Below are 23,126 nucleotides of genomic sequence, written 5' to 3' on the forward strand. Positions count from 1 at the left end.
TTCTATTTTAATAAACTATTTTCTCATTTTCATTTATATAAAGTTCGAATTCTCCATTTCTTAGATTACGACGGAGAATCTTCCCAACAGGGCTTTTTGGTATTTCTTTAATAAATACATATTTTCTCGGACGTTTAAAATTGGAAAGTGTGGTATTGTTCTTGCAATAATGGTCTAGTTCCTGGCATGTGAGCGATGGATCTTTTGGCACAACATAAGCGGCTACAATTTGCCCCCAACGCTCATCTTCTTCACCGATGACAGCCACTTCATGTACTTTCGGATGTTTTGATAAAACATTTTCCACTTCAATAGGATGAATATTTTCTCCGCCGGAAATGATCATATCGTCTACACGTCCAACAACATATAAATCTCCATCCTCATCTAACATGCCGAGGTCTCCTGTAAAATACCAGCCATCCCTAATCGCTTTTTTTGTAGCATCTGGTCTATTCCAATAACCTTTGAAGCTTTCAGGAGATTCAATATTGACAATGATTTCACCGATTTCCCCTTTTCCAACAATATCTTCCGGTGTTGAATTACCATTAGGGTCAGCTTTAACAATGCGGATATTTTGATGTAATCCCGGTTTACCTGCACATCCTGGTTTTTCCGCAACATTAGGATTGATTGTAAACGTGTAAATTTCTGTGCTTCCATAATGGTTAACAAAAACTTCTGGCTTCAGCATCTTAACACACTTCTCCGCTAAAGCGGTTGTCATTGGTGCACCAGCATAGCCGATTTTCTTCAGCTTGGACAAATCATAGTTATGAAATTCCTCATGATTTAAAATGTCATGATATAATGTAGGCACTAAATAAAGCGATGTGATTTCTTCGCGTTCCAATAATTCAAGCGCTTCTTTAGCGTCGAAATCAGGCAAAATAACGTATTTACCGTTTAAAAACATGATGGATAAAAGGGAGCGCATTCCCATCGTATGATAGAGTGGCATCGTGCCCAATGTACTTTCACCATCTTGATATTGGTTTTGAATAATATGGGCAAGGGCTGCACTGTATTCGTTTTTATGAGTACGCGGAACCCCCTTCGGTTTTCCGGTTGTTCCAGATGTATAAAGCATAAGAGCCACATCATCGTCATTAATCATCGGTTTTTCAAAACTTCCAGGGCTTCGGTCGACGAGCTCATTATAATAAATATCGGCACCTTCGACTTCTCCAACACCAATCAGGATCGGTCTTTGCTGAAAGTTCGCTTTCAAAACGGATTCCTGGCTGGCACTTTCGTATACAACAGCGGTCGCCTCCGCATCGTTTACACAGTACTCGACTTCTTTCACGGACAGGCGAAAATTGATCGGTGTGTACACGGCTCCGATTTTTTGAAGCGCCCAATAAATGACCGTATTTTCAAGGCGATTTTTCAACAGAATCATTACACGGTCACGCTGTTTAATACCGATTTTTTGAAGCGATGCCGCTACTTTCGTCACCTCCTTATGGAACTGTCTGTACGTATACCTTCTGTCGCCTTCTACAACAGCGACTCGGTTTGGATAACGTTCGACGGCGAAATCAAACAGCGTGACAAGATTCATTCTATCATCTCCTTTCAGCTTCATAATGGTGATTGCTTTCATCAATTGTTTTTTGAATAGCCTTTATAATCCCTTCATAGCCTGTGCAACGGCATAAATGTCCCGATAGCATTTCTTTAATTTCCTGAAATGTTGGATTCGGATTTTTTTGCAGATAGTCGGTTGTTGACATTAAGATACCCGGTGTACAGAAACCGCACTGAAGACCGTGACATTCAATGAAATTTCTTTGCAGCAGTGTCAGTTCACCATCTTTTGTCAAGCCTTCCACAGTTGTTATTTCCTGTCCATCTACCTGTACTGCAAAGATAAGACAGCTCCTGACAGCGGAACCGTTCAAGTGAATAGTGCAAGCACCGCACACACCATGCTCGCAGCCTACATGTGTGCCAGTGAGACCGCACGTTTCTCGCAAAAAATCACTTAGCAACATCCTGGATTCGACTTGTTCTTGATATTTTTTTCCGTTTATTGTAACTTCAATTTCATGAACGCTCATTGTTTTCACCCCTTGCTCGTTCGTAGGCTGTTTTTACTGTGCGCACTGCCAATTTTTTCGCAAGGTGTCTTCTATAATCAGCGGTTGCGTGCAGATCTGATTCAGGATTTACAACTTCATCAACAATATCGGCAATTTTATTTAGAAGCGAGGCAGACAAATACTCCTCTTCCATCAACTCGCTTGCCTCTGCAATCAACAATGGAACCGCATCGACGCCTCCCAAAACCAATCTAACTTTTGAAATACGGTCCTGACTATCGATGGATAATTGACAGGCAGCGGCAACGAGAGCAAAGTCACCGTGGCGTCGTGAAATTTCATGAAATGAATATCCCACTCTTCCTTCTGGCACTGGAATGTGAATTTCCGCTAGCAGCTCATTCGGCATAATATCGGTTGTTAAATAAGTGACAAAAAAATCCTCCACGTTTACTTCCCGCACTTCATCTTTAGAAGCAATATGAAGTGTTCCACCGAGCGCCATTAATGATAGAGGAATTTCAGCTGATGGATCAGCATGAACAAGACTTCCGCCAAATGTTCCACGATTTCTCGTCTGAACGTGACCTATATAAGGAACAGCTTCACTCAGAAGACCTAGATGTTTACGAACTGCATCTGACATTTCAATTTCGGTCTGCCTTGTTAACGCGCCAATTTTCATTTTGCTACCATCAAACTCGATAAATTGCAAATCTTTTAACTGGTTAATATCAATTAAGTATTCAGGTGTTGACAGTCTCATATTCATAATCGGCACAAGGCTTTGACCTCCGGCAATTATTTTGCCATCAAATCCTATTTCTTCTAAAAGCGAAAGTGCTTCATCTACTGTTTTCGGGCAATAATAGTCAAATTTTGCCGGTTTCACGAACCTCCCTCCTTTCTGTCTCATCTACTTAGACGGATTGTTCACTTTTAGCTAGTTCTTTATTAAATTTTTTAAAGAAATCCTGAATGATCAACTTAGCAACGCCGTTTAACATTCTTTGACCGACCATCGCCACTTTACCGCCAACTTCAGCATCATACGTATACTGCAACTCCGTTGTATTTTCGTCAATCGGCACGAGGTCCACCACCCCAGTTGCTTCGACACTACCAGGACCTCCTTCCCCTTTTACAATGAGCTTGTAATGGTTCGGTTTTTGAATATCGGCAATTTCAATGGTTGATTCATATTTTCCTTTAACAGCAGCGATTCCGATAGACAACACCGCTTCATATTTGTTCTCTCCAACAGACTCCAGCTTCGTACAACCCATAATGCAATTTTTTAATGCCTTTGGATCAAGTAACACATCCCATGCTTTTTCGATTCCTGAATTCAATGCTACTTTTCCGCTTCCGTTCATGTTAATTCCCCCTGTTTTGTTGACTGATTAATAAGATTCCATAACTTATTAGGTGTTACAGGTAATGAATCAATAATCACGCCGTAAGGTTTCAACGCATCGTTTACTGCGTTAGCAATGGCAACAGGCGCACTCATTGTGTTTCCTTCTCCAAGACCTTTCGCACCAAGTGGTGTAATCGGCGAAGGCGTTTCAATATGTTTGATAGTCACTCTTGGTATTTCTGTTGCTGTAGGGCATAAGTAATCCATAAATGATCCAGTTAAAAACTGACCCTTGTCATCGTAGACGAGTTCTTCATACATGGCACCACCAAGCCCATGCACAAGACCACCTAAAATTTGTCCATCGACAATAAGCGGATTTAGCAATTTACCGGCATCGTGGACAGTGTAATAATCAAGAATATGGATTTCACCTGTTTCTGGATCGATTTCCACCGTGACCAAATCAGCTACAAAACCATACGTAATCGACGAATTAATAAGGTCATTATCATCTGGAGGCTCTGCCTGAGCTGTATAATAGGCTGTTTCATAAATACCAGGCTCCATTCCTTTCGGCAAAGAAAGCGGATTCCAATGTGCTGATCCAGCCACTCGCTTAATAGATATTGATTTGGACGGATCAGCTTTTGAAATAATTTGACCATTTTCAATTGCTAAATCATCTTCATCAATCTGTAATAAGTGAGCTGCAATTTTAATGAGCTTGTGCTTTACTTTTTGCGCTGCGTAGTAAATGGCACTCGATCCGAGTGATGCAAAGCGGCTTGAATAACTTCCAGATGCGATGGACCATGCACTTGTGGCCGTATCGAGTTCAGCTACAACGTTAATTTTGTCACGCGGAATGCCTAGTATCTCTGAAACGATTTGGCTTGCGACAGTTTCATGTCCTTGACCGGTAGGAGTTGTACTAATGCGGACATTTACATTTCCCATTGGATCGATCGAAATCGTCGCTGCTTCTGTACAGCCTGATTTCGGTAATCCTGCTTTCCTTTCTTCTGGAGTCAGTGCAATCGTAATGTATCCCATATTGGAACCGGATGGTTCAACGATAACCGCTAATCCAACGCCAAACAGTTTTCCTTTCTTTCGCGCTTCCACTTGTTTTTTGCGAAACTCTTCGTATTTCCCAGTTTTTAGTAAAAGATCAAACGCTTTTTCATAATCACCGCTATCATACACTCCACCAGATGCAGTCTTATAAGGGAACTGCTCTTTTTTAATTAAATTTCGTCTAATCACATCGGCTGGATCCATTTCTAATTCATCAGCAATCATTTGCATGATCCGTTCAAGAGGAAAATACGTTTCCTGTCCGCCGTATCCTCGAATGAGACCGGTTGGCAATTTATTCGTCATTACTGCATAGGCATCGATCATTAAGTTTGGAATGTCATAGGCACCTGTTGTGTTTGCGTGGTTCCGATATAGACAAGCAGGTTCTGGCGCCCGGATATACGCACCGACGTTGTCTATGATTTTCATTTTTAAGCCGAGCACTTTTCCGTCATCTTTCACTGCTGCTTCAATATACGTCACGCGATCTGTGCAACTTGAACTGGCTGCCAAATGTTCCTGCCGGTCTTCTATCCATTTCACCGGACATCCTACAAGACGACTGACCACAGAACAAAGTACGATGTAAGGGAATATACCTGCTTTAATTCCATAGCTACCACCGATATCTTTCGGAATAATGATCCGCAACCGGTTACTTGGTACTTTTAATGCACCAGCCATAATCGAATGGAGAACAAACGGACCGTGGAAATTCGCATGAACCGTATAACTATCCGCGCTTTCCTCATATTGCGCAATAATACCGTATGTTTCAATTGGTGTCGCGGAATATTTTGGAAAATGAAAGCGGTGTTTTATGATTCTGTCCGCTTGCTGAAATGCCTTATCAACATCTCCGTAGTAAAACGTTCGGTGATTGGCTATGTTCGAACCGACATTTTCATGTAAAATAGGCGCTCCTTCTTCGAGTGCACGCTCAATGTCTACAATCGGTTCGAGCGTTTCGTATTTCACCTTAATTTTTTCTAGAGCATCTTCCGCAATATAACGGTTTTTTGCCACCACAACCGCTACCGGCTCGCCAACGTAACGCACTTTATCAATAGCAATGGGATAGTATTTGACAGGCGCACTTACTCCAACACTGAAAGGATTTAACAAAGGTTGAACATCCTTACCTGTGACTACACCTTTTACTCCTGGAATTTCTAATGCTTCAGAATAATCGATGGAGATGATCTTTGCATGAGGATATGGACTTCTTAAAATAGCCACATGAGCTGTATTAGGCGGCGTTCCGATATCATCGATGTATTTTCCCTGCCCTGTCAGTAGTCTTTTATCTTCTACACGTGTTACGCCTTTGCCAATCACTTTACTCACTTTTCACTTACCTCCTTCCGAAGAAGCTGCTCATAGTCTTCTGGTGTATCGATATCACCAGGAAATGGTTTATTGATTCTTGCAAAACAGATCTTATTCGAGAACGTTTTTAAAACGGATCTCGCGCCTTCATCGCCTGTTAAAACAGAAATATATGGAAACATAGAGCGATCAAACAGAACAGGATGCCCTCTTTTCGATTGATAGCTTGCTTGAACAATGGGAGCCCCCTCATTCAATTCATAACATCCAATTACCGCATCTATATCATCCGCTGAGACAAGCGGCTGGTCACCGAGTAACACAACGGCTGCATCAGTCGTGAAAGGCAAATTCATTACCCCTGCTTTTAACGATGTTGACATTCCTTGTCCTGCTTGTTCATTCAAAACCAGTTTGCTCACGCACGACCTAGAAACTTCATTTCTAAGCTCGGCAATATCGGGATTGACTACGACAACCACACCACTTAAACGCGACTTCATACTTTCATCAATCACATGCCGGATAATAGGTTTACCCTTGTACGGAAGAAGCAGCTTTGGTTTTCCCATGCGCTTTGAAAAACCTGAGGCTAAGATAATTCCCCATATGTTCTTTCTCATCTAAATAAACTGGCACCTCCTTCATACAGAGTGCGCCATAGATGACAGTTGCGACAACTTCTTTCCAGTTCCCCCTCTATACACCATCATGATTTCAGCCAAAATACTGAGTGCGATTTCTTCCGGCGTTTTGGCTCCGATATCAAGTCCAATCGGACTGTGGATGCGACGGACATTTTCATTGGATATGAGGGTGTTGCTTGTCGCAATCAATCTATCCGTTCTTTTTCTCGGTCCTAATAGCCCGATGTAGGCAGCATCTGAATTCAAAATAGATTCTAAAATTTCTCTATCATGCAGGAAGTTGTGTGTCATAATGACCACATATGAGTTTTCATAAAGTGAAATGTTTGGTACGCTACCTGAAGGATATACATGGATGAAATCGGCATCTGGAAAATTCTGTTCATTGCAATAAGATGGGCGATAATCGAGCACAGTAACTAGCCACTTCAAATTTTTCGCCATTTTGACAAGTGGAATGGCATCGGGACCTGCGCCGAAAACGATAAGATGAGGCGGTGGACTTGTTGATTCATAGTATACGTACAAATCTTGTTCGCCGCCTAAATATACCACCCCATTTTTCAAATTTCTTTTTCTCCTCATATAATCGGCAGCAATCTCGTGTAGAGAGATGGGTAGGTTGTTATTGCCGAAAGCACCGTCAATGACCCACATTTTCCCTTCAAGCGATTCGTCTTTCGCTTTCACAATGGTGACAGTGTGCAACGTTTTTTGAAGGGAGTCCGAAAAGTACCGATCAATAATAGCTGCCTTTTCAGGTTGTTTGACAGGAAGATATGGCTGTAAAAAAATATTCATTTTTCCGTTGCAACCAACCCCAAGTCCCCAAACGATGTCATCATCTCCGTAAAAATCGTAATGGACGACTGTCGGTTTTCCAGTCTCAAGAACCTTCATGGCGTGTTCAATAATGTCTGATTCAACGCATCCGCCACTTAAAAGCCCGGTGAGCCTCCGGTCTTCTGAAATAAAACATTTTGCCCCTGTTTTTTGATAAGTAGAACCTTCTGTCGAAATGATTGTTCCAAGTACACCTGAAAGCCCTTCTTTTTTACAACGTTCCAATTCTTTTTTTATAGCAATCATGACTTCACCCTCCTTTCCTGAAAATAGAATTGATCCCGATATTCACTCGGCGTTTTCCCCACAATTTTTTTGAAGGTGGTCGCAAAGTAGCCGGGATTAGAAAATCCCGTATTATGAGCTATGATTTCAATCGGCAGACTGGAAAATCGAAGTAAACTTTTCGCTTTCTGTACTCTAACAAATGTCAAATATTCCACAAACGTCATACCGACTTCTTCTTTAAATAATCGGCTGAAATAGGATGGACTTAAGTATACCTGATCTGCTACCTCTTTTAGTGTAAGAGAGTATCCATAGTTCATCTGAATAAACTGAATAGCACTTTCAATCGGATTTTTTAAATCTGAAGAGAATTTACTATTCCCATTGATAGTTTGGTTGATCTCTCGATTGAGTCCCTTAGGTAAAATCCGCTCAAGTGTTTCATACAATTCGTTTTTAGAAAGCGGTTTCAGCAAATATGCAGAAAAACCTGAATTAATTGCTTTCTGCACAAACTCAAACATTTTCAACTGCGTCACAACAATAACTGGCAAGTCCGAATACAATTGTAACGCTGATCTTCCGAATTTAATTCCATCCATATCCGGTAATGTGATATCCAAAATTAGCATGCTCGGACGGTTTTGTTTCAGGAGGATCATGCCTCTTTGAGCTGTATTTGCCTCGTAAATAGTGAGAAAATGAAATTTGCTTTCCTCGATGAATGTTCTAATTTCCTTTCTTGCATATTTATCATCATCAACAATTAATATTTCAGCCATTACTACCCTCCTTGGTTATTATGATAGATAATAATATCTTTCAATTGTTTTAAAATTTCATTTTTTTACTTTTAATTTTTTATCTTTAAAATCTTCTTACAAATAATAAATAAAACCAGCATTTGAGTATAGACAACAAATGCTGGTCAGTCAGTCTCCTATATGACATTTCGATTTGACTTTTTACCATACCAATATATTCCATACATTCATTGGAATAACAACCGCTCTGTTTTTCTAAAATATAGTTGACATTTCTACTTCTTTCCTGCTTTTCCCTGAACGAATTAGATCCTGTAAGTCACCGTATATAAATACGTAATATAATGGCTGGTATTTCCTCGTGCAGCCCGGATCTGTCCCATAGCTACCTCCTTGTTTATCAATATGTGATAATTGATCATTTATAATGGTTATTTAGGGTAAGAGTAATCGATCCACTCAACTAATCATATTGAATAATCTGAAAAGAATATCTATTACTATCAAAATATTTACTCCTACAAGATTTATGCACTTCATGGAATAAGTATGATTGTCTCCCTCAAGAAGACGCAAAAAACCGGCACTCGTATTATCATCAACGTATTCATATAAGGTTTTAATTATCAAGTACCGGTTCAAAAAGAAAGGGGCTGACTCCAAAAGGCACATAAAGTGCTTTTTGTTCAGCCCCTTTTGCATTTGATTCGTTTTTTTATTGAACTATTTCCTAATTAAGATTGTTTCCGAAGTATTAGCATCATGATCGTAATAATGGTAAAAGCGATGAATGCCAATAAAGGAATCGTAATAAATCCTAACCAGTTAATATATTGTCCCGAACATGGAACTCCACTTGTACACATTTCAAATTTCTTTAGAAAAGGAATTTTTTGCAGGCCGTAATGGTAACTTGACACGATCATTCCTATGATAGAAAAGGGAAGCACATACTTATAAATGGCTGGATCGTTACGGTAGAGGGCGATTGCAAGCAAAATCGCCAACGGGTACATTAAAATTCGCTGGTACCAACAAAGAGTACAAGGGACAAAGTGCATAACCTCGCTAAAAAACAGGCTTCCTAATGTAGCTATGATGGCTGTAATCCAAGCAAAAATCAACGGCTTATTCATTGCTACGCTTCTCCTTTGCCGCTTCTTCTACCATCTCTTTAAAATCCTCAAATGTTTTTCCTTCAAACTGTTTTCCATTAATAAATAATGTTGGTGTCCCAGTAACCCCCAGTTTATTTGCATAAGACATATCTTTTTCCCAAGCGTCTTTAGACTGGTTTTCTTTGAAGGCTTTCACCACTTTTTCCGTTTCCTTATCGCTGGCAACTTCTTTTAAAGTGTCTTCAAGGAAGGATTCTGTAAAAATATCCATTTTCTCATATTTCGTACCTTCAGGCTGTTTCCTATATAAAAGTTCATGGAATTTCCAGAATGTATCGTTTCCAAGCTCTCGATAGACCGCTTCTGCAAATTGGGCGGCACGAATAGAGTCTACATTGATAAACGAATAGTTCATAAAATAAAATTTAGCTTTACCCGTTTCAATGAATTCCTTCTCAATCAGAGGAAAGAACGATTCGTTAAAGTTCTTACAAACTGGGCATTTATAATCGCCGAACTCGACAATTTTAACTGGAGCGGATTCCCTTCCTAAGTAAGGCTGACCTTCATAATCAATGGCTGCTTCTTTTTTAGATAAATTCCCCCAAAAAATGATACCGAGCACAACACATACACTAAATAAACCAACAACCCAGACAATCCATTTGGATAATGGATTGGATGTAGATATTGATTTTTTCTTGTTTTTCTTCGACTTTGACACGTATTTACCTCCTTCGGATACTTTTTCAAGACCATGCATAAGGTAATCACAAAACCTAAAAATTTATTCTGGAACAAACAATAATGAAAGATTGGTAAAATTACGTACTCTGACTTTCGGATTTGCGACGCACGAATACATTATCCATCGCAAAGAACTGATTACCGCTAAACAAAAGGTGTAAAGACATAGCTAGCAAAGCCAATTCGAATTCATATCCTCCAACAAAACCACTCTTCAGTTTTACCGTAAAGATCGCTCCTACCATAATTGCGGCAAAGGCACCCGCAATGATTCGTGTTCCTAAACCAAGTATTAAAAGAATTCCGCCAATCAGTTCAACTCCCCCTACTAGATAAGCCAAAAATCCAGGTAATCCTATGCTACTAAAAAAGCCTGCCGTATTTTCGATACCGCCTTGAAATTTCGTAAATCCATGAACCAAAAAAATTATACCTAGCACTAGACGGATAATGAAAGAGCCTAATTCTAAGTTTTTAATCATTTTATTTCCACCTCTTTTTCTTTACTATAAACTACATTATGTAGTGTAATTCATTAAAAAATTTAAAATAAAGTAATGAGAAACAAAATACATAACATTAAAAATACATAGATGGACGTAATGGTTAGCATAAACGGAAGCTTTAAAGGAATTTCAGTTTGAGGGTCAAGTATATATTTAATCCTGTAATTGACTGATGTATCTGCAAACGAGACATATGAAAAAGGCATGTTTGCTCGATTAACTGTTTTCAGCATCTTTAATAAGGCACTGCCTAAATCCACTGGAGTTCCCTGCCTATTGATGGCATAGTGATCAGCTAAAACTTCTCTTATGATTTTATACTTTTGGTGAAACCACTTTAAAATCGGAATATACCACATAATCGAAGCAAACAGGGACAATAAAAATATTTTTAAAGGATCCCTATGTTTTTTATGATACAACTCGTGATAAATGACCGCCTCTAACTCATTTTTATCCAGAAGATTGAACAGACCTGTTGAAAGTATAATTTTGGGATTTAGAAATCCCATTGTAACCGCGATTGGAGCTGAGCAAGATATTACCGTAAAATCTTGATTTCCCTCGTTGTATTTACGATTGATTTCTTGAGTCAGCTGTTCGTGTCGGTATACAGCAAGCCTTTTATCAATTTTGTTAGCTGCAAAAAGCTGCTTTCCAATCTCCCAGATAGATAAAAATACAGTATAAAAAACTAGAGCATCTAACATGTATTCCACTGAAGACAATCCAAGAGACTTTGCCACACTGTGGCATACTTGAATAAGGTTAAACTTTGGGTCCCAGCCCAACAAAACATACAGTACGTACATTCCCATTTGAAAAAGAATGGTTCCCGCAATACATGTACACGTTATAAAAATCACTCTTGACCGATTTTTCGACATACATTATCTTTCCTTTTTTAATTCTTTTATTTTTTGCTCCAACTTTTCAATAAGCTCCTGATCCACTTCTTCTAATGCATCCAGCATATGATTCACAACAAGAGAACCGAATTCGTCAATGAGCTCATGAGTCAATTCTTTTGATTGTATGTCAAAAAACTCCTCTTTTGAAAGGACAGGTTGATATAAAGAGGTTCTGCCTTCTACTCTTTTTTGCAGAATTCCCTTTTCGACTAATCGATTCATTACTGTCATAACCGTATTAAAATTAACAGGCTTTTCTCTTTCTAGCACCCGTTGAACATCTTTAATACTCATTTCCGCCCCGTTCCACAAAACATCCATAATCTTTGCTTCAAGCGGACCAAAAAAGCGGTTCAAACCCCTCTCATTAAATTTGAATTTTTGTATTTTCATCGTAGAAACACCTCACACTAACCATTGTAGTGTAAGGTGTTTATGGAGTCAAGGATTCATCCTAGAAACAGCCCAACAGAAAAAGGCAACTGGTCAGAAAGATCCCTAAAAAATATGAGTATAGCATGTATAAATTTCATTCTATTTATTGATAACTTAACATCTCATCCCTGTTTTGTATGTCATTCTTAAGTATCTTCTCCATCTTCGAACATTGCCCGTGCAATGACACAATGTTATCTCGACAGCTAGAATGTATGGGTTAAGGGGGGAAATAGCATATCATCATCAGAAAAAATTAAACTAGAAGCAATTCGATGAGTGCTAGAGAACGAGGGATCAGTCGTTGTAGTGGCGGAGGAATTAGGCATTCGTCATCGAGATAATTATTTATCATGGATGAAGAAAGATAAACAATATGGAGAAGTCATTATTTTATTTCACACAAATTTCGAATATTATTCATAAAATGAAGATAGGGGTTTCTATTTTATCAAAAAGGAGCTGATTTTTTTGCATTTTAACTATTTGTATCGAGTTAATTCATGGACACAAATTTTAATTTTGTTACAGCGAAGTCTATACGCAGAAGAAATGGTATGTGCCATGAGTAGTCAGCTCTTTCATATCCCAAAAACAAAAGATTTAAAAGGTATTAATGAGATGCATAACCATCTAGTTCCTGCTTCTTATCATCGTGTCACGGCAGTGGGTTCAGCACAAAGACTATCCAATGGTGAGCAACAACAATCTATCGTGGAAACAATGACGGCCTGTATCATGAATGCAGAGAAGCAGGATAAAAAAGTTCGTGAGGGATTAAAAATAATGGAGGAAAACGCTACTCCAGATTTCAAACCTTTTATTAAACTGATCATCCAATGGCAAAACCAAGCTGAATCTTATTTATCTCAAACTAAAACAGCATTAAAATCGATGGGAATCTCGCTCCCTATTGAAGGTGAACAGCAAAGTGGGGAATACGATGCGTATTAATACATTTAACAGGTTGGCGCTCTAATCCAACCTTTTTGTTTTGGATTTTCTTCTTCTACTAATGATCCCCGTTAAATGAACAAGTAAATTCATACCTTGATCCTTTTGTATAGAAGGACATGATGGTTGCCTTGTGAATGAATGTACGATTTTGGGCGCGAATGAGGAATGATAATGGGTAAAAACGTTGGTATATCACACCATTTTCCGGTGTCATTTCCGATTTACATATTAGCAAAAACGTGAAAACCTCTTCAGCGCAACCCGAAGAGGTTTTTTCATGAAATTTCGCTCAATCACTTTTCTCTTCTTCCCGCCGTATCGCTTCTGCCAACTCCTGCGAAAGAGAATTTTTATAGGTCTCCGCTGATTCTTCTCCTTCGTCTTTAATATCGACAACGCTACCTGGGAAATATTGCTCTTTTTCTTTCATCTTTTTCACCTCATAGGTAGTTTGCGCCATGAGGTGGGTAATTTATGCGTTTAAAAGTTGTTCGTATACTTTTAAATTCGCGTAAATCGCATGGAAGATTGGTCTTTTTTTCGCTATGCTGTATAAGCATCCTTGCAAATGGTCGGCTTCTATCGGCAACCCTTTTTCCATATACCTCTATTTTACAATCCCTTTGCATAACCCTCCCGAAATTAGAAAAAACTACAATTGTAAACAAGGAGGGATGATGATGGACAAAAAAACGAAAGAAGGCATGAAAAACCTTGAAGTCAAGGCTACTCCAGAAGACCTTGCCACGGAAAAAAGAATGAGCGACAACAAAGGCCAGCACCGCACACCGAAAGTATAACAACTTATCCAGCAATCAAAATCTGAGGACAACATTGCCTCGGGTTTTTTCGGCAAAATGGAAACTTTCATTTGCTCCCTAATAAATTTGGACACTCGATAAGGTTGTTTTTTATAATTATCTTCATTCATTGGCTTGCGTCAGGCGACAAACACTATAGGTGTTTGACAGCATGAGCAAATCTGTACTTATAATGGATGCCCCGACTAGAATTTTCAATTCAGTCGTGGAGGCTCACAAGCAAGTTTCCAATGACAGGTTAAAAATTAATCATCGCCGGCACAGCAGCTAATTCCCTGAAAGCCTCCTTTTCCACACTTTCCCACTCGTTGTGTCTATCATACATCAAACAGCATCCCTAAGCCGAGCGCACGAAAAAACAAAGGGATGGCAAGGACCACCCCTTTTCCTCGCTCTATTCATTTTAAGATCCCACAATTGACCTTTTTTTAGATGATCGTATTTACTTCTTGCTCCATTTTGTATCCACTTCAACCCCAGCATCATGCAAAAGATTGAACACAGGACATCTTCTCTCCACTTCATTTTTCAGTTGCTCGATTCTCTCTTCACTTTCTTCGGTTTGTATATTTACTTGGAAACGAACTTTTTGGAAATGTGTGCGAACGCCTTCTTCCCCCATTAGCCCCCGGGTATCAATAATGCCTGTCGCTTCAAACTCAATTCCCGAGAAAGTAAAGCCTAATTCTTTGGCAACTAACGGAATCATCACTCCATTACAACCGCACAGTGATGCAACTACATATTCCATTGGATTTGGTGCTGTATCAGCTCCACCTAATTCTACTGGTTCATCCATAGAAAAAGTAGGAAAATTTCGTATAGAAATATTGGTTTTGACGCCCGATTCCCATAGTTAAGTCCATATAATTGTGTAAAAAGGGAAATAGAAAAAGAGCCATGTTGCTTCCCCTTTGGTAGAATAAACAGTGGACCAAAAACACCAAACATAAGGGGGAATGCAACCATGGCTCAATATCATATTACCCTAAATGATGAACTTTTGCACGGGTTATTCACCAGAGATGAAGGATTAGCTAAGCTATTGGAACAAGTCCTCAATCAAATCCTCGAGGCACAAGTAGAAGAACAGCTGGGAGCTCGCCGTTATGAACGAACGGAAGAACGAAAAGGCTATCGAAACGGTTCGTATCCACGCCAGCTGACGACCCGGGTGGGACGGTTGACCTTGCGCGTTCCACGGACAAGAGATGGGGAGTTCTCTACGGAACTGTTCCAACGGTATCAACGGAGCGAACAAGCACTGGTACTGGCACTAATGGAAATGGTGGTAAACGGGGTGTCTACCCGAAAAATCACTCAAATCACGGAGGAATTATGCGGCACTTCGTTTTCCAAGTCCACGGTCTCCTCGCTGTGCAAGGGACTGGATCCGATTGTCCAAGACTGGAATTACCGTTCCCTTCATGAACACGTGTATCCGTTTGTGCTAGTAGATGCTATTTATACGAAAGTCCGGGAGGATGGACGAGTACGCTCCAGAGCCGTGTTGATCGCTACAGGAGTGAATGAGGAAGGATATCGGGAAATTCTTGGCCTGCAAATCGGAAACAGTGAATCGGAGTCCAGCTGGAGCGAGTTCTTCGGATGGCTGAAAGACCGAGGACTCCGGGGAGTGGACTTGATCATCTCGGATCAGCACGGTGGGCTGGTGCAAGCCATTGAAAAGCATTTCCAAGGCGCTACATGGCAACGATGCCAGACACATTTTATTCGCAATATCCTCGATGCCGCACCAAAGTATATGCAGGATGCCTTGCTCGAGGAGATTCGTGGGATTCTTCATGCTCCAAATAAGCAAACGGCCCGGCTGTTATTGGAACAAGTGCTGGCCAAATGGGAAGAAAAAGCCCCAAAAGCCATGCAAATCCTCGAAGAGGGATTCGAAGACGCCACCGCCGTATTGGACTATCCGGACCGTTATCGTCGGCGTCTGCGTACGACAAACGGAGTGGAACGGCTGAACGAAGAAATTCGCCGCAGAGAACGGGTCATCCGCATCTTTCCGAACCGGGAATCGGTGTATCGCCTCGTTGGTGCCGTGTTGATCGAAATCGATGAAAAATGGATGTCGGGACGTAAATACTTAGATATGTCCGAATATTGGCAGTGGCGGAAAACGAAAGAGCAAGAAGCTCGATCGGTGAATCAGGAGGCTCCGGCGATCAAGAGAGTGGGATAACCTCTACGCCGTGTCAAGGAGAACGTGGAATACCGGAGCGAAGCGAGGATATGCCGCGAAAGCTCCTTGACACGCCTGTTCCTTGACAACATGATGTTTTGTCCGGAAGGCGACTGGCAGGGAGACTTGCCGGACTTACCTACTATACGTCAAGTCATCAGGTCCATGTTGTCTATCAAAGGGGAATTTACACAATAATTTGGACTTGACCCGGAGCACCATCGATCACTTGATGATCAAACGTTAAACTTAACGGTAAAATCTTTCTCTTCTGAATGGCATCTCCTACAAAAACCGGCATATCTGTGACCGTTCCTACCCCAAGAATTCCTACCTCCGGCGGATTTAACACTGGTGTAAAAAATTCAACGCCATAAGCACCGAGATTTGTAATGGTAAAAGTAGAGCCCCTCATTTCCTCGCTGCTTAATTTTCCTTCCCTTGCCCGTACGCTCAATTCCTTAATCTTTTTAGAAATTTCTTTTAAAGAAAGTTTCTCTGCATAAGGGATGACCGGAACGACTAGACCGTTCTCCAATGCGACTGCAATTCCTAAATGCACGGAATCATACGTATGAATATGCCCGTCTTGGTAAAGACTGTTCATTTGTTTATGGATACATAATGCTAAAATCGTTGCACGGGCGATAAAATCAGTAATCGTAAGCTTTACATCCGGTTCATCTTGTAAAGCCTCTTTAATCTGTCCCTGTAGCTTAAGTAATTCTGTCACATCCGCTTTCATATGAATCGTTAGCTGGGCCGTTTGCTGCAGGCTTGCAAACATTCTTGCCGCGATTACTTTTCGCATCCCCGTCACCGGTTTTACCGTGACGCCTTTTTGTTCCGTTGTGATTGTGATTGGGCTCGTTTCTACGATCGTTTGCTTTTCATTTCCTAGCTGTAAAGATGTTTGTTTTAATCGAATGGCTTTTTCTACATCTGCCCGTGTAATTCTACCCTTGGGCCCCGAACCTAAAATATTACTTAAATCGATTCCCGCTTCGCGGGCTAATTTTCTAGCGGCAGGAGAAACGCGCAACATATGTCTAGACGTTGCTTTTGCCTCGATGGTTCCAACGGAAACGGCTACTTCTTGTATTGCTTGTTGCGGTGTTTCATTGGACTGATCATCTGGCTGTTCTCCTTCCTGACCAATGTAACCAATTACCTTTCCTACTTCCACCGTTTCATCTTGTTCAACAAGAATATCTAATAACACCCCATCTTGCGGCGCTTCGATATCTGTTTCAATCTTATCGGAACTAATGACAACGATCGATTCCCCTTTTTTCACTTTATCTCCTTTTTTCTTTAACCACTCTACCACCGTTCCTTCTTTCATACTCATTCCTAGCTTTGGCATGAAAATTTCAACCGCCATTCCTATCTCTCCCCTTTTCGATTGGTACAAGGAATGCGTGCTGCTAAATAAACCACATCGAAATCACTTTTAGCAACACGCTTGGATTTATTTAAACTGCTATAATCGTTTCATCTCCTATTATTTCAGCTGCTGCGCGAAGTACTTTTTCTGGGGTTGGTAAGTAAAGATCTTCTAATGTTGGTGAAAATGGAACAGGACAGTGCGGAGCAGTAATCATCTTAATCGGAGCATCTAAATAATCAAATCCTTTATCCGCCACAAGAGCCGAAATATCTGCCGCTACGCTACATCTCGGATTTGCTTCGTCAATCACAATTAATCGACCTGTCTTAGCTACCGAAGATAAAATGGTTTCTTCATCCAGCGGGGATAAAGTTCTTGGATCAATTACCTCTGTTTCCATTCCACGTGCTTTTAACAGATCCGCTGCTTTTAAAGCCGTATGCACTTGTTTTCCTATCGCCACAATGGTTAAATCATTTCCTTCTCTTTTAATATCTGCTTTTCCAAGAGGGATGGTATAAAATCCTTCTTCCACATCTCCTTTCAGGTTATAAAGCGTTTTATCTTCAAAAAAGATAACAGGATCATCATCAAAAATCGAGGCAAGTAAAAGACCTTTCGCATCGGACGGGGTAGAAGGAACAACGACTTTTAGCCCTGGTATATGGGTGAAAATCGCGTACAGGCTTTGTGAATGTTGCGCAGCCGCGCGAAATCCGGCACCGTGCATCGTTCGTATGGTTAAAGGTACTTTCGCCTTTCCGCCAAACATATAGCGGAGTTTTGCCGCTTGGTTCATTACTTCATCTAAACAACTTCCGATAAAATCATTAAACATCAATTCTGCAATCGGCCTTAACCCCGTAGCCGCCGCAGTAACCGCTGCCCCAATATATCCAGCTTCCGCAATCGGCGTATCTAATACTCTTTCTCTCCCAAACTCTTGGACAAGACCTTTGGTGACGCCCATTACTCCTCCCCAAGCTTCCTCATCTTGCAAATGATCAACGGCTGCACCGCCAGCTACGTCTTCTCCCAACAAAATAACATTTTCATCTTTGCGCATCGCGAGCTTCATTGCCTCATTAATTGCTTCTGAGAAAGAAATGGTTCTTGTCATAATGGTTATTTGCCTCCTTACTTTTATGATTAATAGGATACATAAACATCTTTTAAAAGATCTTCTTCCGCCGGGAATGGGCTTTTTTCCGCAAAATCTACTGCTTTCTCAATCGTTTCCGCCACATTCCGTTCTATTTCAAGCAATTCTTGTTCTGATAATAGATGTTTGGAAAGAATATAGTTCCGGAATTTTACGATGGCATCTAATTCTTTTAAATGTTTTTCTTTTTCTTCCGCTGATTTATACGTTTGTGCATCTCCTTCAAAATGACCATAGTTTCGATAGGTCTTACATTCGATTAAAGTTGGCCCTTCCCCGTTGCGAGCTCTCGTTATTGCTCTTTCTGCCGCTTCGTATACGGCAATCACGTCTTTGCCATCCACCATCTCTCCTGGAATGTTGTAAGCGGCTGCCCGGTCTGCAATGTTTTTACAGCTGGATGCATATTCGAAAGGAGTTGCTTCAGCATAGCCATTGTTTTCCGCCACAAAAACCACTGGTAATTTCCAAATGGCCGCAAGATTGATTCCTTCATGAAATGTACCGTGATTATTCGCCCCATCGCCAAAGAAACAAACGGCAACAGCACCGGTTTTCTTCAGTTTCGCCGTCAAACCAGCTCCAACCGCTAAAGGAAATCCGCCACCGACTATGCCATTGGCACCAAGCATTCCCTTTTCCACATCGGCAATATGCATGGATCCCCCTTTTCCTTTGCATAATCCTGTAGCTTTTCCATAAATCTCCGCCATCATACCGTTCAAATCACAGCCTTTTGCAATACAGTGACCGTGTCCGCGATGCGTACTCGTAATATAGTCTTTTTCATTCAAATGAGCACAAACCCCTACCGCTACTGCTTCCTCACCAGCATATAAATGAACAAATCCTGGCAAAATTCCTCTGCTGAAGATTTCATGAACTTTGTCCTCAAACTGACGAATTTCACACATTTTCTGATACATCCATTTTGCTTTTTCTCTCGTAAAACTCTTGGATTCCGGTTTTGTCACTGTCATCCTTCCATCCTCCTTATGAGTGTGATGAATGAAAATGAAATCTTCTCGCTTTATTAACCATGCAAGGAGTGTGCCAATAAAAAAAACGCTTACAAAAATATGGTTGTAAGCGTTTTTGAAAAGACAAATTCGGACTAATCTCATTTTTTCTCATTCTTTCTCATTTTGTCTCATATCAAATGATATTTCTTTAATTTCCGGTAAAATGTACTGCGAGGAATATTTAACTCAGCGGCTGCTTGGGCAATATTGCCTTTTGTTTTCTGCAGGATATCCATCATATGATTTTTTTCAATCTGTTCCCGATAAGATAAAGTTTCTTGACCTGACTCCATATTTTCTTCCTGACTTTCCCAGCCAATGAACATCGATTTGAGTTCTGGAATAGAAGGAATATGATCTCCATATTCAATTCGAACTCGCTCCAACACGTTAAACAATTCGCGAATATTTCCTGGCCAATGATAGGTCATCAATAGTTGGATTGCTTCATCAGGAAAGAAAACAGACCAATTCTTTTGCTGGCAATAATACTGAATCAAAAATGGTATATCCTCTTTTCGTTCTCTTAACGCCGGAACTTTGATTGGATATACATAAATGCGATAAAATAAATCTTCCCTTAGCTTTCCTTCTCTTACTAATTGATATAAATCGCAGTGTGTTGCTGTTATTACTCTTACGTCAATAGGAATTGGTTTTGTGCCGCCAATAGGAACGACTTCCCTTTCCTGCAAAACCCGTAAAAGCGCTATTTGCATTTCCAAAGGGATTTCGCCAATTTCATCGAGAAAAATGGTTCCGCCGTTTGCTTGAACAAATTTTCCTTTATGTCCCGTACGTTTTGCTCCCGTAAATGCCCCTTCCACATAACCAAACAGTTCGCTGCCAATCAGTTCCTTCGGTATCGCGCCGCAATTAATCGCAACAAATGGCCCGTTTTTTCTTTCGCTGTTTTGATGAATAGCGCGGGCGATTAATTCTTTTCCTGTTCCCGTTTCTCCGGTTATATGAACAGTAGCATCTGTTTTCGCTACCTTTTCACAGCTCTTTATTACATTTGCAAATGATATGCTCCTACCGGTTACTCCTTCAAAATGAAAAGTCGTTGAAACCAATTTGGAATCATTATTTTTCTTCTGAAGAGTAACTCGATAACCAATAACATCATGATGAATAGAAGAATAAATCGGAATCTTGGATTTTATCACCCAATGATCACCACAAACATCTTCTAGTGATCGATTAAGCATGTTTGAAAAGGAAGAGCGTAAACAATGATTAACCCAGACAATACTCCCTTTATGATTACATATAACTACGGGGGAATCGGTATTTTCCATATTGCAAGTATACTTAAACAACTCTAATTCATCTTCTTTCGCTTGCATGTGGAATCGTTGTTCGATGGTATATGCTGCGGCAACAACCGTGGCTAGGACATGGTCGTGAAACGGATAATGATTGATGGGGTATGAAACGTCGATAATTCCGACAAATTCTCTAATAGGTGTTGCGGAACAAACCCATTGATGAGAAGCAACGGAATAATGTTCTAAGCCGACAATCGTAATGGGCTCGCAAATTCTTAAAGACGTGCCAATGGCATTTGTCCCAACCTCATCTTCTGTCCACTTTACTCCTTCCACAAATTTTATTCCTTCGGCCATTTTCATTGCTTGTTTATTTCCCTTTGCATATAAAACATATCCTTCTCGATCGACAAGGAGAAAAATAGATTTTGTTTCCTGTAAATATTTTTGCAGCTTTTCTAAAATAGGTACGGCAATCTGAAGCAATCTTTGATTCCGTTTTTTCCTTTCTGCTAGCAAATGAGGCTCTAAAATAATCTTTCCTTTTCCGTCATAAGGGTCCACATTTTTCTGGCGGCAGAGATACCATGATTCCGCAATTCTTTCGTTCATCCTTGCATGATCCAATGTTCCTTCACGCACAAAGCGCTGCCAAGTTTCGCGTCTAGATGGATCTACGATATTCATATCCATCCTCCCAGCACTTAATATCGTTAGATAATGTTTACATTCGTTTTTTACATAAAAAATTCCTCTTGAAAACAACTTGTTTTCAAGAGGAATCCTACCATTATGGCAAATTCGTCGTTCCCATGAGGAAACGGTCGACTTCTCTCGCCGCTTCCCGGCCTTCGTGAATCGCCCAGACGATTAAGCTTTGGCCGCGGCGGGCATCTCCAGCGGCGAAAACTCCTTCGATGTTCGTTGTATATTTCCCGTACGGCGCTTTGACTTTGTTGTTGACCGTTTCGACGCCGAACTGTTTCAACACCGGCTGCTCCGGGCCTTCAAAGCCGATGGCGATGAAAACTAAATCGCACGGCCACACTTGTTCGGTGCCTGGAATTTCTTTAAATACTGCTTTGCCGTTTTCATCGATGATCTTTTCCATTTGGATCGTGTGCAGCTCTTTCACGCGGCCGTGTTCGTCGCCGACGATTTTTTTCGTTTGAATGCAATATTGCCGCGGATCGGCGCCGAACTTCGCTTTCGCTTCTTCATAGGCGTAATCGAGGGTAAAGACAAGCGGAAACTGCGGCCACGGGTTATCTTCCCGGCGTTCATGCGGCAGGGCCGGGTGCTTGCCAAACTGCACGACGCTTTTGCATCCTTGCCTTAATGCAGTCGCGACGCAGTCCGCTCCTGTATCGCCGCCGCCGATGACAATGACGCGCTTGTCTTTCGCGTCGATAAAGTTGCCGTCGGCAAAGTTGGAATCAAGCAGGCTTTTTGTGACTCCGGTCAAATAATCCATCGCAAAATGGACGCCCTCAAGCTCTCTGCCTTCAATCGCAAGATCGCGCTGCTTTTGCGCGCCGACGCACAATACGACGGCGTCATATTGCGCGCGCAGCTCATCGGCGGTGATGTCTTTGCCGACTTCCGTGTTAGTGACAAACGTAATGCCTTCTGCTTCTAATAACCGAACGCGGCGCTCGACAATTTCTTTTTCCAGCTTCATATTTGGAATGCCATACATGAGCAGGCCGCCGATGCGATCCGCGCGTTCGTACACCGTTACCGAATGCCCCGCTTGATTGAGCTGGTCGGCGCAGGCGAGGCCGGCAGGGCCGGAGCCGACGATCGCCACCTTTTTCCCGGTGCGTTTTTGCGGAATGCGCGGCTGAATCCAGCCTTCGGCAAACCCTTTATCGATAATCGCCCGCTCAATGCCTTTGATTGCAACCGCGGGATCGGAAATCGCCACCGTACAAGAGCCTTCGCATGGCGCCGGACAAACCCGTCCGGTAAATTCTGGGAAGTTGTTCGTTTTCAGCAGCCGCTCGAGCGCCTCCTTCCATCTGCCGCGGTAGACTAAATCGTTCCATTCCGGAATTAAATTATGAATCGGACATCCTGACGTCAGACCGTTTAATTCCAATCCCATATGACAAAACGGCGTCCCGCAGTCCATGCAACGGGCTCCTTGCCGTGCGAGCATTTCCTCGGAAAATGGAAACGTATATTCTTTCCAATCGCCAAGACGGGAAAGCGGGTCACGTTTCGTTTCTTCCTCACGTGCATATTCCATAAAACCGGTTGCTTTTCCCATGATCGT

General features: G+C 41.2%; 22 protein-coding genes and 1 pseudogene. 3 read left to right on the forward strand and 20 right to left on the reverse strand.

The window, feature by feature from the left end:
• Positions 1 to 7: 7 nt before the first annotated feature.
• The 13 genes from BV455_RS01860 to BV455_RS01920 all read right to left on the reverse strand — a co-directional run bounded on the left by BV455_RS01860 (position 8) and on the right by BV455_RS01920 (position 11,980).
• A complete protein-coding gene (locus tag BV455_RS01860) occupies positions 8 to 1,612 on the reverse strand; it encodes a class I adenylate-forming enzyme family protein (protein ID WP_342393773.1) in 1,605 nt (534 codons plus the stop codon).
• Complete coding sequence (locus BV455_RS01865) at positions 1,575 to 2,069, reverse strand: (2Fe-2S)-binding protein (RefSeq protein WP_218687682.1); 495 nt, start codon at positions 2,067 to 2,069, stop codon at positions 1,575 to 1,577. The genes BV455_RS01860 and BV455_RS01865 overlap by 38 nt, the downstream gene beginning before the upstream one ends.
• A complete protein-coding gene (locus BV455_RS01870) occupies positions 2,056 to 2,943 on the reverse strand; it encodes an FAD binding domain-containing protein (protein ID WP_218687683.1) in 888 nt (295 codons plus the stop codon). The genes BV455_RS01865 and BV455_RS01870 overlap by 14 nt, the downstream gene beginning before the upstream one ends.
• Positions 2,944 to 2,971: 28 nt before the next feature.
• Positions 2,972 to 3,427 carry an SRPBCC family protein gene (locus BV455_RS01875; protein WP_218687684.1) on the reverse strand — a complete coding sequence of 152 codons (456 nt, stop codon included), beginning with the start codon at positions 3,425 to 3,427 and terminating at the stop codon, positions 2,972 to 2,974.
• Complete coding sequence (locus BV455_RS01880; RefSeq protein ID WP_218687685.1) at positions 3,424 to 5,841, reverse strand: xanthine dehydrogenase family protein molybdopterin-binding subunit; 2,418 nt, start codon at positions 5,839 to 5,841, stop codon at positions 3,424 to 3,426. Before BV455_RS01880 ends, BV455_RS01875 begins: the two co-directional genes overlap by 4 nt.
• Positions 5,838 to 6,446, reverse strand: a complete 609-nt coding sequence (locus tag BV455_RS01885) for a nucleotidyltransferase family protein (RefSeq protein ID WP_218687686.1) — start codon at positions 6,444 to 6,446, stop codon at positions 5,838 to 5,840. The genes BV455_RS01880 and BV455_RS01885 overlap by 4 nt, the downstream gene beginning before the upstream one ends.
• 21 nt (positions 6,447 to 6,467) lie before the next feature.
• The gene (locus tag BV455_RS01890) at positions 6,468 to 7,559 is read right to left on the reverse strand and encodes an XdhC family protein (RefSeq protein WP_218687687.1); all 1,092 of its coding nucleotides are present in this window, start codon (positions 7,557 to 7,559) and stop codon (positions 6,468 to 6,470) included.
• Positions 7,556 to 8,323 carry a response regulator transcription factor gene (locus tag BV455_RS01895; RefSeq protein ID WP_218687688.1) on the reverse strand — a complete coding sequence of 256 codons (768 nt, stop codon included), beginning with the start codon at positions 8,321 to 8,323 and terminating at the stop codon, positions 7,556 to 7,558. The genes BV455_RS01890 and BV455_RS01895 overlap by 4 nt, the downstream gene beginning before the upstream one ends.
• Before the next feature lie 716 nt (positions 8,324 to 9,039).
• Positions 9,040 to 9,441, reverse strand: a complete 402-nt coding sequence (locus tag BV455_RS01900) for a disulfide oxidoreductase (protein WP_017437686.1) — start codon at positions 9,439 to 9,441, stop codon at positions 9,040 to 9,042.
• Positions 9,434 to 10,147 (reverse strand): DsbA family protein, encoded by a 714-nt coding sequence (locus BV455_RS01905; RefSeq protein ID WP_017437687.1) that lies wholly within the window; start codon positions 10,145 to 10,147, stop codon positions 9,434 to 9,436. Before BV455_RS01905 ends, BV455_RS01900 begins: the two co-directional genes overlap by 8 nt.
• 100 nt (positions 10,148 to 10,247) lie before the next feature.
• Positions 10,248 to 10,652 (reverse strand): DoxX family protein, encoded by a 405-nt coding sequence (locus tag BV455_RS01910; RefSeq protein ID WP_017437688.1) that lies wholly within the window; start codon positions 10,650 to 10,652, stop codon positions 10,248 to 10,250.
• A 62-nt stretch (positions 10,653 to 10,714) separates the two neighbouring features.
• Positions 10,715 to 11,563 carry a M56 family metallopeptidase gene (locus tag BV455_RS01915; protein ID WP_218687689.1) on the reverse strand — a complete coding sequence of 283 codons (849 nt, stop codon included), beginning with the start codon at positions 11,561 to 11,563 and terminating at the stop codon, positions 10,715 to 10,717.
• Between the two features lie 3 nt (positions 11,564 to 11,566).
• Positions 11,567 to 11,980 carry a BlaI/MecI/CopY family transcriptional regulator gene (locus BV455_RS01920; RefSeq protein ID WP_017437690.1) on the reverse strand — a complete coding sequence of 138 codons (414 nt, stop codon included), beginning with the start codon at positions 11,978 to 11,980 and terminating at the stop codon, positions 11,567 to 11,569.
• Positions 11,981 to 12,493: 513 nt separating this feature from the next.
• On the opposite strand from BV455_RS01920, the gene BV455_RS01925 reads away from it, so the two are divergent.
• A complete protein-coding gene (locus BV455_RS01925) occupies positions 12,494 to 12,976 on the forward strand; it encodes a hypothetical protein (protein ID WP_218687690.1) in 483 nt (160 codons plus the stop codon).
• Between the two features lie 292 nt (positions 12,977 to 13,268).
• Here BV455_RS01925 and BV455_RS01930 read toward each other — a convergent pair whose 3' ends face one another.
• Positions 13,269 to 13,409 (reverse strand): hypothetical protein, encoded by a 141-nt coding sequence (locus tag BV455_RS01930; protein ID WP_160299171.1) that lies wholly within the window; start codon positions 13,407 to 13,409, stop codon positions 13,269 to 13,271.
• Positions 13,410 to 13,653: 244 nt separating this feature from the next.
• Between BV455_RS01930 and BV455_RS20635 the strand changes: the two genes are divergently transcribed.
• Entirely contained in the window at positions 13,654 to 13,779 is a 126-nt protein-coding gene (locus BV455_RS20635; RefSeq protein WP_256410093.1) for a hypothetical protein, read from the forward strand.
• Between the two features lie 463 nt (positions 13,780 to 14,242).
• On the opposite strand, the pseudogene BV455_RS01935 reads toward BV455_RS20635, so the two are convergent.
• Positions 14,243 to 14,653: pseudogene (locus tag BV455_RS01935) on the reverse strand (OsmC family protein); the annotation flags it as partial.
• Between the two features lie 114 nt (positions 14,654 to 14,767).
• Here BV455_RS01935 and BV455_RS01940 point away from each other — a divergent pair.
• On the forward strand, positions 14,768 to 16,003 hold the full coding sequence (locus tag BV455_RS01940; protein ID WP_218687240.1) for an IS256 family transposase: 1,236 nt from the start codon (positions 14,768 to 14,770) through the stop codon (positions 16,001 to 16,003).
• A gap of 187 nt (positions 16,004 to 16,190) precedes the next feature.
• On the opposite strand, the gene BV455_RS01945 is transcribed toward BV455_RS01940, so the two are convergent.
• From BV455_RS01945 to BV455_RS01965, 5 genes are all read right to left on the reverse strand, one after another.
• Entirely contained in the window at positions 16,191 to 17,387 is a 1,197-nt protein-coding gene (locus tag BV455_RS01945) for a dihydrolipoamide acetyltransferase family protein (protein WP_218687691.1), read from the reverse strand.
• Between the two features lie 91 nt (positions 17,388 to 17,478).
• Positions 17,479 to 18,513, reverse strand: coding sequence for an alpha-ketoacid dehydrogenase subunit beta (locus BV455_RS01950; RefSeq protein ID WP_218687692.1), 1,035 nt, complete (start codon positions 18,511 to 18,513; stop codon positions 17,479 to 17,481).
• 29 nt (positions 18,514 to 18,542) lie between these two features.
• A complete protein-coding gene (locus tag BV455_RS01955) occupies positions 18,543 to 19,535 on the reverse strand; it encodes a thiamine pyrophosphate-dependent dehydrogenase E1 component subunit alpha (RefSeq protein ID WP_218687693.1) in 993 nt (330 codons plus the stop codon).
• A gap of 170 nt (positions 19,536 to 19,705) precedes the next feature.
• Positions 19,706 to 21,535: a sigma-54-dependent Fis family transcriptional regulator gene (locus BV455_RS01960; RefSeq protein ID WP_218687694.1), complete on the reverse strand. Its 1,830-nt coding sequence runs from the start codon at positions 21,533 to 21,535 to the stop codon at positions 19,706 to 19,708.
• 103 nt (positions 21,536 to 21,638) lie between these two features.
• Entirely contained in the window at positions 21,639 to 23,120 is a 1,482-nt protein-coding gene (locus BV455_RS01965) for a glutamate synthase subunit beta (RefSeq protein WP_061580373.1), read from the reverse strand.
• Between the last annotated feature and the right edge of the window lie 6 nt (positions 23,121 to 23,126).

It is taken from the genome of Parageobacillus caldoxylosilyticus, assembly GCF_019272935.1.
GTDB classification, from domain to species: domain Bacteria; phylum Bacillota; class Bacilli; order Bacillales; family Anoxybacillaceae; genus Saccharococcus; species Saccharococcus caldoxylosilyticus.